The organism is Vibrio sp. Vb0349, assembly GCF_033338975.1.
This window is the reverse complement of the sequence record NZ_JAWOTS010000459.1, coordinates 1-1,034: the sequence shown is the minus strand read 5'-3', so window position 1 is coordinate 1,034 and position 1,034 is coordinate 1. Positions and strand designations below refer to the sequence as shown.

2 protein-coding genes are annotated in these 1,034 nt (G+C 46.1%); both read left to right on the top strand.

Annotated features, from left to right (window positions below):
• Positions 1 to 464: electron transport complex subunit E (locus R7Q47_RS26585; RefSeq protein WP_318090310.1), on the top strand; the 464-nt coding region annotated here is incomplete at its 5' end.
• Between the two features lie 79 nt (positions 465 to 543).
• Positions 544 to 1,034: endonuclease III (gene nth / locus R7Q47_RS26580; protein WP_318090307.1), on the top strand; the 491-nt coding region annotated here is incomplete at its 3' end.

The window sequence follows — 1,034 nt, the reverse complement described above, 5'->3', positions numbered from 1 at the left end:
TGTCACTCGTAACCTGCGTCCAGCTACTAATGAATGCTTACGCTTACGGATTGTACCTATCACTGGGTATCTTTATCCCGTTGATCGTAACCAACTGTATCATCATCGGTCGCGCCGAAGCTTACGCTTCAAAAAATGATGTGCTTCCTGCCGCATTGGACGGCTTATGGATGGGACTGGGCATGACCAGTGTGCTAGTTGTGTTGGGCTCAATGCGCGAGCTTATCGGCAACGGCACATTGTTTGACGGCGCAGACTTGCTATTGGGTGACTGGGCTGCAGCGCTGCGCATTCAAGTATTCCAATTTGATAGCAGCTTCTTATTAGCACTATTACCACCAGGTGCTTTCATCGGTGTAGGACTTTTGATTGCGTTGAAAAATGTTATCGACAGCTCAATTCAGGCTCGTCAGCCGAAAGAAGAAAAACCGGCCATTGAGCGTGCTCGCGTAACTAACGCATAATATAAGAATTCTAAAATCAAGGCTCTACCACTCGTAGGGCCTTTTTCATAAACCGCAAAGACGGGTTTGGAAGTCAGCAATGAACAAAGAAAAAAGAATAGAAATTCTTGAACGATTAAGAGAAAACAACCCCAATCCTGAAACGGAACTGAACTGGAGCTCTCCATTTGAGTTACTCATCGCTGTGCTACTTTCAGCGCAAGCGACCGATGTCAGTGTCAACAAAGCCACTGACAAACTCTTCCCCGTTGCGAATACGCCACAAAGTATTCTCGATTTGGGTGTCGATGGTTTGAAGGAATACATCAAAACTATTGGCCTGTTTAACTCAAAAGCAGAAAACACCATCAAAACCTGTAAGATCTTATTAGAAAAGCATAATGGCGAAGTGCCAGAAGATCGCGCCGCTCTTGAAGCTCTTCCAGGAGTCGGCCGTAAGACCGCCAATGTCGTGCTCAACACCGCATTTGGTTGGCCAACCATTGCCGTCGATACGCACAGTTATCGCGTTTCGAATCGTACTAAGTTTGCGATGGGAAAAACGGTAGATGATGTCGAGCAAAAGCTATT